Source organism: Vibrio sp. HA2012, from assembly GCF_002812955.1.
In the GTDB taxonomy this organism is placed as follows: domain Bacteria; phylum Pseudomonadota; class Gammaproteobacteria; order Enterobacterales; family Vibrionaceae; genus Vibrio.
This window is the reverse complement of the sequence record NZ_PFXK01000004.1, coordinates 352623-360604: the sequence shown is the minus strand read 5'-3', so window position 1 is coordinate 360604 and position 7982 is coordinate 352623. Positions and strand designations below refer to the sequence as shown.

Here is a 7982-nt window from a genome sequence, read left to right as displayed (position 1 = left end):
TTCCGACGTCTCGGAAAACCAAGTAGTTCTCTCAAAGTTACTTTCATTAACGGCGCGGAAAATAAATCCTTTAGGAGATTTTTAGGATTTTTTTCAAAAAAAATATTTTTGCACTGAACGGCGCTATTTGGAGGAAAAAAATTAAAGTTGCAGGACATTCAGCCGATATTGCCCAGGTTTAACAAGGCAGATATCAGAACCGCATACCTGCCCGAATGGAAATGATAATATGGCCAGACAACAGTTATAGTATGGCCGTTTTCAGTGGTTTACCCAATACCGGCTCTCCGGCCAGATCCCAGTCCACTTTCTGTACACAGGTATGCCGGTTAGGATCCCATAACGGATCACCGTCAATATCCCGGTAATTGCGGGCATGATAAACAATATAATCACAACTGCCATCCTGGCTGGTGGTAAAACAGTTATGCCCGGGACCATAAATATGATTGTCAGCATCCGTCGTCAGCACAGGCTCCGTACGCTTCCGCCATTGCGTGGCATCCAGCAGACTGGCCTCTGCATCGATACTGAGCAGCCCCATACAGTAACGTTCATCTGTCGCACTGGCAGAATAAGTGATAAATATCTGTCCATTACGTTTTAGCACTGCCGGACCTTCATTCACCAGAAATCCCTGCATCTCCCAGTCGAGCTCAGGTTTACTTAATAACACGGGTGCTGTTGCCAGTTCCGTCGCATTTTTCATTTCGGCAATATACAGACAGGAATTACCGGGGATCACCGCATCTTTCTGAGCCCAGACATAATAACGTTTTCCTTTATGAGTAAAGCTGGTGGCATCCAGACAGAATGACGACAAACCACTGTCGATCTGAGCCGGTTCAGACCACACGCCTTCCAACGGATTTTCTGCTTCTGTCGTGATCGCATACATACGGTGCTGGAAAGCATTATTCACAATATCCCGGTTAGGAGCTGCTGCAAAATAAATGACCCAACTCTGATCGATGTAGTGAACCTCCGGCGCCCAAATCAAATCAGAATACGGACCAGAATCAGGTTTCGTCCAAACAGTGACCACCTCCGGCGTTTCTGCCAGTTCGGTCAGATGCTTTGCCCGGCGCAATTCCAGACGGTCATACTCGGGAACAGAGGCCGTAAAATAATAGTAACCGTCACAGTGCAAATACACGAACGGATCCGCTCTCTGCTCTACAATCGGGTTTTTTACAAGCATAAAGGCTCCTTGCCATAATCAATATGGCCAATATCTAATCAATTCAACATTCGGTATATAAACGGTTTATCTGGTCAGGTCGATTCCCGGATCACCAGATCACCTTCGACTTTAACCAGCATCAGAGGTGGCGGAGACATATCAAGCAGCGTTTCAACGGCCAGTCGCCCCATTTCGTCATAAGGCAAATCAACCGAGGATAAAGAAGGTGTCAGTTGGGCAGCCAGTAATTGGTTATCGTAGCCAATAACAGCCACATCCTCAGGAACCGATAAATGATGCTGAGAGAGAGCCTGATACACTCCCAGCGCCATCAGATCACTGGCACAGAATACTGCCCGGGGATAAGGAGGACGAGACAATAACATCTGCATCTGGTTATAACTTTCCTTCACAGACCAGTTCCCTTCCACAATCCATTCCTCTTTCACCGGAATATCAGCATTAGTCAGTGCCTGACGATAGCCCCGGACACGCTGCATGGATGAATCTGACCAGCTTTCTCCGGTGATCATGGCGATGTCCCGATATCCTTTCTCCAGCAGATGCTGTGTAGCACTGTAGCCGCCGATAAAGTCCGACGCCACAATGCTGGGATCATGCTTTACATAATAAGAGTTGGTACAGTTGAGAAATAATTTAGGGATATCGATATCTAACGGTTCGTTAATCTCTTTCGGTGTATTGGAAGCGAAAATCAGCGAGTGATACTGTGCACTGCTGATCTCCTGCAGCATTGATTTTTTAAGGTCGTCATTATCCTCATAGTCATAAACGACTAACAGGGCATCCAGCTCCCATGCCCGAACTTTAGCGGCACTAATGGCACAGATAAAAGGATCATGCATGTTAATACTGTTAATCAGCAGAGCTATGCGCGGGTGCGATTTCGCATGCGGAACATTGTTCTTCAGTTTGTAGCCCAGCTCACGGGCCTTATCCAGAACCTTCTTTCGGGTATCATCCGAAACCTTAACACTACCGGAACCATTTAAGATAACCGATACCGTCGGCTGGGAAACGCCAACGGCAGTAGCGATATCCTGCATGGTGACTCTTTTTTTGCGCATAGCTCTATTTCTTTATAATTTATTATGAATATTTACAGGTTGCTCAGCATGTCGTTTACACGCACCTCAGCATCCGTCAGGGCTTCATCCACCGGCTTAGCTCCAGTAATAGCCGCCGCCAGTTCCTCACCCAGAATATCCTGAATAGCGAACTGACGTTTTACCCCTTCCGGCAATCCTCTTCCTGTTTTCGTAACCGACAGAATTTCAGCACGATGAGGGAGAGCCAGAAATTCAGGTGCTTTTAGCACAGCATTCACACTGGGCAGATGCCCGGTTCTTGCCCAGTCAAAATCATTCTCGGCAAAGAAACGGAACAACTTCGCAATCGCCTGATCTTTCTCCGCTGAACGAGACTTATTCGGTACGACCCATGAGTGACCATCGACGTAATGCGACTGGGCTCCATCATACAAGAACGGGTATGGGGCAACTTGATAATTCTCATACAAGGGGCTGTCTGACTTATGTGACTCCTCATCATAAGTTCCCAGTAACCAGTTACCATTCAGCAGCGTTCCGCCTTCACCATGACTAAATGAAGAAACCGTAGCTGGATAATCCATATTTTTCGTCGTCAGATCATTGTCATAAATTTGTTTGAAAAGATTTACAATCTTCTTCGCTTCCGGACCTTTGAGGGAAATCTTATCCGGGTTATCAAAAAAATGACTATTCTGCTGGAACAGATAGGTATAAAACAGACGAGTATAAGCAGCAGTTTCATTGGATAGAATCTGCACAAAATAAGGTTTTCCGGTCGCTTTCTTAAACTGCTTAGCCTGTTGCAGTAAGGATTCCGGAGAGGTAGGTAAAACCGGCTGTCCACTCGCATCCACCAGACCGGCCTGCTTCATCAGTTTCATGTTGATATGATACAGCATGGTCCAGGTATCCAGCGGCAAACCATAAAATTCACCGTCACGTGTCACCCCTTTCTGAGCGGTCGGAGTAAAACTGCTCTTATCAATACCCGCTTTCTGCAGGAATTCATCTACCGGCACAATCAGATGGCGGGACTGATAATCAGATATCACTGAGTTATGCATAGTCACTACATCCGGTGGCGTACGGGAAGCCATCTGTGCTGTTAACTGATCGTATCCCGGCCATTCTACCGTAGTTACTTTCACGTCAATATCCGGATTTTCCTGATTAAATTTGTTAATCAGCGTCGTCATAATACCGCATTCACCACTGGCAGCAGAAACATCGACAGACTGCCCGTATTCGGCATCGCAAGCACCGAAAAAGCGCTGCAACTGTAACTCAGTGTTCGCCTGGGCATATCCGCCATAAAGCAGACAGCTCAGTGTAAGGGCAATCGATTTTATACCTGTTTTCATAATAATCGCCTTCTGTTTTTAGTACGTTAGCTAGTGTAGGTTTCGCCTGATACCACTGAATTCAGGTCACGTTATTGCTTTAATTCCGGCCTTATTGTTTAACCGCCCCCCCGGCCACAGCGGTGACAATATGTTTCTGGAAGAAGATATAGACAATGATGATCGGAATTGCAGAAAATATGGCTTGGGAACTCAGAAAACCAAGCCCCTCGCTCTGAGCAAAATTGGTCTGGGAAGAGGCAATTCCGACCGTCAGCGTGAACATGGACTTGTCTGTCGCCGAGATTAACGGCCAGAAATAATCGTTCCACGACTGCAGAAATGTCAGTATCGCCAGCGTTGCCTGTGCCGGTAACGTCAGCGGCAGCAGAACTTTCCAGAAAATTTTAAACTTAGATGCGTTATCCATCACAGCCGCTTCATCAATCTCTTTCGGAATAGCCCTGAAAAACTGGGTCATCAGAAAAACACCAAACGGCATGGATAATCCGGGCAGGATCAGCCCCAGATAAGTATTGTGCAGATGAAACTCACTGAACAACTGATGACGGGCAATAATTACTGCCTGCTCCGGCACCGCCAGTCCCATCAGAATAATGATAAACAGGGTACGTTTAAACGGAAATTCCAGACGGGCAAAGGCATATCCAGCAAGAGAAGAAAGAGTCAGAACCCCTAATGTCATACATCCGGAAACAATAAGGCTGTTGATCAACCAGCGGAATACCGCTGAATTACGGGAAATATCTATATAGTTCTGCAGTGTATACGGGAAATGAAAAACGGCATCGGTTCCCATCATCAGCACCTGATTATCTTTCAGGCTCAGTCCCAGCATCCATAAAAACGGAGCCAGCATCACAAACGACAGCAACACGGTCAGTCCCAACAAGGCTTTTGATGTCTTCTGCGCGTGCGGCTGATAAGTTTTCTCTGTTTCAGACGGATACGGCTGAGTGGTCACTTCATTCATAGCGGGTGTTCTCAACTGACTCATTATCGTTCTCCTTTTTTCCGGCTAAAGGCAAATTGTGCGATTGCCGCGGCAAGGATGATCAGGAACAGGATCTGTGAAGCGGCAGCCGCCATGCCGATATCCCAGCGGCGGAAACCGAGGTCATAGATAAACATCACAATCGAGCGGGAAGTATTATTCGGCCCGCCATTGGTCATCAGCAATGCCTGTCCAAAGAGCTGGAACTGCATCACGATTTCAATGATAGTGACCAGAATAATGGTTCGGGTAATCGACGGCAGGGTGATCTTCTTAAACGCAATCCATTTGGTTGCATTATCCAGCGCGGCTGCCTCATAGAGATCCTGCGGGATCTGCTGCAGCGCTGCCGTAAACAGGATCATAGGCAATCCCAGACACCACCAGATTGTTGCTATTGCAATGGAAATCAATGCCCACTCGGGATCAGAAAGAAACGCAATAGGATCGGCATTCAGCCAACTGAACAACATTGCCATAAAGCCATCATTAGGAATAAAAATAATACGCCAGATAAGTGTAACCACAGTGACGGATAGTATGGTCGAGGCGAAGAAAATCCCTCTTAATATATTAGCGGTACGACTCTGACGGTTAAGTGCCAGCGCCAGAAACAGTCCGATAAGGATTAATGCCGGTACAGTCAGCAGTACAAAATAGCAGGTATTCCAGACGGTTTGTAAAAAGATCTTGTCATGAAACAGACGTATATAGTTTTTCCAGCCGATATAGCGTCCCGGTCCAAACAAATCCACCTTTTCAAAGCTCAGATTAATCCCCCAGATCAGAGGGATAAGAATCATCGAGATAAACACCAGCAGGTAAGGAAGCACAAAGGTCAGATTGCGCCACTGACTACGGTTGGCGGCGATACTGCTCATAGTGAACCTCCCTGATAGGCTTTTTCTTTGCTGTCAAACAGGTGGATAGATTCAAAATCAAAAGAGAGATATACCGTCGAATTGATCGCATATTCATGTTTGTTATCAGCTTCTGCAATCACCATTCTGCCGTTAAGCAGAGTAACGTAAACCAGCGTCCTGTCTCCCAGACGCTCGATAAAAGCAACCACACCCTGTGTATGGGCATTTTCTCCCGTTGCTGACAGGTAAATATCTTCCGCACGGATCCCCATTTCAAAGGAATCCCCTGACGGCAACAGCGCCATGTCAATGGTAGAACAGAGTGGGGTGGTCTGATCCACATGCAGAACCGCTTTGCCCTCTTCTGCGGTAACCTGCATAACCGGAAGAATATTCATTGCCGGTGAGCCAACAAAACCAGCGACAAATTTACTGGCCGGACGACGATAAATGTCGATAGGTGTTCCTATCTGCTCAATCTTACTTTTATTCAGCACCACAATACGATCAGCCAGTGTCATGGCTTCCACCTGATCATGAGTAACATAAACCATGGTTGCTTTTACCCGCTGGTGAAGCTGCGCCAGCTCAATTCGGGTACGGCTGCGCAGAGCGGCATCCAGATTAGACAGGGGTTCATCAAACAAAAATGCTTTAGGCTCACGGACAATCGCACGCCCGATAGCCACGCGCTGACGCTGCCCTCCGGACAACTCTGCCGGTTTACGCTCCAGCAAATGTTTTATCTCCAGAATTCTTGATGCTTCCTCAATACGGGACTCAATAATGTGATTTTCCGTGCCTATATTGCGCAGACCGAACGCCATATTGTCTTTTACACTCATATGCGGATAAAGGGCATAACTCTGGAATACCATAGAGATATCTCTCTGGCCGGGAGCCAGAGTATCCAGCCGGTTTCCATCCATCCAGATCTGTCCTTCACTCAGGCTTTCCAACCCGGCTATCATGCGCAGAAGCGTCGATTTTCCGCAGCCGGAAGGGCCGAGAAAAACAATAAATTCGTTCTCACGAATATTGAAAGAAATATCATCCAACACCGCTGAGCCATCAAAGGATTTGGTCAAATGCTTAATTTCTATCGAGGCAGCCATAGGTTTATTCCTTAGTATTCTGTGTAGGTGAGGCGGTTATTATTGGTTGAGATAATATTATTACTAATATTATTAGTTGATAAAGCGTCTTTTTTCAGAATAGCGTTTCAGGTCACAATTTAACCAATTTTGGGAACCGTCTTGTGATGGAAATAGGCTGTAATAGGGAGAGGTTGTAATAGAGAAAGGTTGTAACAGGGAAAAATTGAGACAAAAAAGGAAACAATAAGAAAACGCTATCAACCCAACAGAGTCAGTGCCTGATTAGGAGCCTGTTTTGCTTGTGCAAGAATGCTGGTACTGACCTGTTGCAGGATCTGCTGCTTAATCAGTTGGGTGGTTTCTCTGGCGAAATCCGTGTCCTTTATACGGCTTTTCGATGCGGCCAGATTTTCATGGATATTATCCAGGTTATTGATCGCATGGCCAAAGCGGTTCTGGTAGGCTCCTAGCTCTGCCCTGTGGCTGTCGACGAATTTCAGGGCACCGTCAATAACACCAACGGCTCGCTGGGCTCCGCCGACTGTCGTGATATTCAGACTATCGACCGTTTCCACCATCGGCCCGGATATAGACAGCTCATCAGCAAGAGCTCCACTGAACTGGATAGCTCCGGCATGATCACTACCGGCCGTAAAAATCTGCAGTTGTCCGTGCTCATTCACCGAAGCCGATACCGCATCCGTCTGACCATTGATATAAGTCGCCAGCTCTTCAATATCATCACCTGCTTTGGCCTGAATACGGATACTTTGCTCCCCGCCCCGACCACCAGTAAAATGCAGTGTTAAATCATTCTGCCCTTCTTTTACCGCCCAGTCTTTATCTGCTCTGCCCCGGGCAATATAGCTGACACCCCCCATATCCAGTGTATCAGAACGCATATTCTTCAGGCTGATCTGCACCGCCTCGCCAGAGCTGGCTCCGATCTGAAAAGCAGCACTGGAAAAACTGCCGTTCAGCAGTTTCCGCCCGCCAAATGACGTGGTTTCAGCAATACGGTTCAGCTCATCATTCAGGGCTGACATCTCTTCCTGAATCGCCACCCGCTCTGCTTTAGAATTAGAACCGTTCGCGGATTGCAAAGAGAGATCCCGCATGCGCTGCAAAATATTGGTCGTTTCGTTCATGGCCCCTTCGGCAGTCTGCATAATGGAAATGCCGTCGTTCGCATTCCTTACCGCAACATCAAGGCCACGCATCTGAGATTCCAGCCGGTTGGAAATTTGTAAACCGGCGGCATCGTCTTTGGCACTGTTTATCCGGTTTCCGGAAGACAAACGTTCCAGAGACTGGTTCAACATCTCTGTTGCCAGTCCGAGGTGACGCTGCGCCGTCAGCGCAGAAACGTTGGTATTCACAGTAATTGCCATAGTGCCTGCCAGCTTAAAGA

Annotated in this window: 7 protein-coding genes; all 7 read right to left on the bottom strand. The window is 47.1% G+C overall.

All coding sequences use genetic code 11. The annotated features are described in order from the left end of the window. Positions 1-244: 244 nt before the first annotated feature. The 7 genes from CSW98_RS10300 to CSW98_RS10270 all read right to left on the bottom strand — a co-directional run bounded on the left by CSW98_RS10300 (position 245) and on the right by CSW98_RS10270 (position 7962). Entirely contained in the window at positions 245-1201 is a 957-nt protein-coding gene (locus tag CSW98_RS10300; protein WP_100800396.1) for a glycoside hydrolase family 43 protein, read from the bottom strand. Positions 1202-1275: 74 nt separating this feature from the next. Continuing rightward, positions 1276-2271, bottom strand: coding sequence for a LacI family DNA-binding transcriptional regulator (locus CSW98_RS10295; RefSeq protein WP_100800395.1), 996 nt, complete (start codon positions 2269-2271; stop codon positions 1276-1278). Positions 2272-2303: 32 nt separating this feature from the next. Then, on the bottom strand, positions 2304-3617 hold the full coding sequence (locus tag CSW98_RS10290) for an ABC transporter substrate-binding protein (protein WP_100800394.1): 1314 nt from the start codon (positions 3615-3617) through the stop codon (positions 2304-2306). Positions 3618-3708: 91 nt separating this feature from the next. Further along, positions 3709-4614, bottom strand: coding sequence for a carbohydrate ABC transporter permease (locus CSW98_RS10285; protein ID WP_198517324.1), 906 nt, complete (start codon positions 4612-4614; stop codon positions 3709-3711). Next, complete coding sequence (locus CSW98_RS10280; RefSeq protein WP_100800393.1) at positions 4614-5492, bottom strand: carbohydrate ABC transporter permease; 879 nt, start codon at positions 5490-5492, stop codon at positions 4614-4616. Before CSW98_RS10280 ends, CSW98_RS10285 begins: the two co-directional genes overlap by 1 nt. Continuing rightward, positions 5489-6589: an ABC transporter ATP-binding protein gene (locus CSW98_RS10275; RefSeq protein ID WP_100800392.1), complete on the bottom strand. Its 1101-nt coding sequence runs from the start codon at positions 6587-6589 to the stop codon at positions 5489-5491. Before CSW98_RS10275 ends, CSW98_RS10280 begins: the two co-directional genes overlap by 4 nt. A 239-nt stretch (positions 6590-6828) precedes the next feature. Next, entirely contained in the window at positions 6829-7962 is a 1134-nt protein-coding gene (locus tag CSW98_RS10270) for a flagellin (RefSeq protein ID WP_100800391.1), read from the bottom strand. Positions 7963-7982 lie beyond the last annotated feature (20 nt).

What these genes read in the sequence shown, in the direction of transcription:
- CSW98_RS10300 (WP_100800396.1), bottom strand. Translation starts at nt 1,201, where the DNA reads ATGCTTGTAAAAAACCCGATTGTAGAGCAGAGAGCGGATCCGTTCGTG.
- CSW98_RS10295 (WP_100800395.1), bottom strand. Translation starts at nt 2,271, where the DNA reads ATGCGCAAAAAAAGAGTCACCATGCAGGATATCGCTACTGCCGTTGGC.
- CSW98_RS10290 (WP_100800394.1), bottom strand. Translation starts at nt 3,617, where the DNA reads ATGAAAACAGGTATAAAATCGATTGCCCTTACACTGAGCTGTCTGCTT.
- CSW98_RS10285 (WP_198517324.1), bottom strand. Translation starts at nt 4,614, where the DNA reads ATGAGTCAGTTGAGAACACCCGCTATGAATGAAGTGACCACTCAGCCG.
- CSW98_RS10280 (WP_100800393.1), bottom strand. Translation starts at nt 5,492, where the DNA reads ATGAGCAGTATCGCCGCCAACCGTAGTCAGTGGCGCAATCTGACCTTT.
- CSW98_RS10275 (WP_100800392.1), bottom strand. Translation starts at nt 6,589, where the DNA reads ATGGCTGCCTCGATAGAAATTAAGCATTTGACCAAATCCTTTGATGGC.
- CSW98_RS10270 (WP_100800391.1), bottom strand. Translation starts at nt 7,962, where the DNA reads ATGGCAATTACTGTGAATACCAACGTTTCTGCGCTGACGGCGCAGCGT.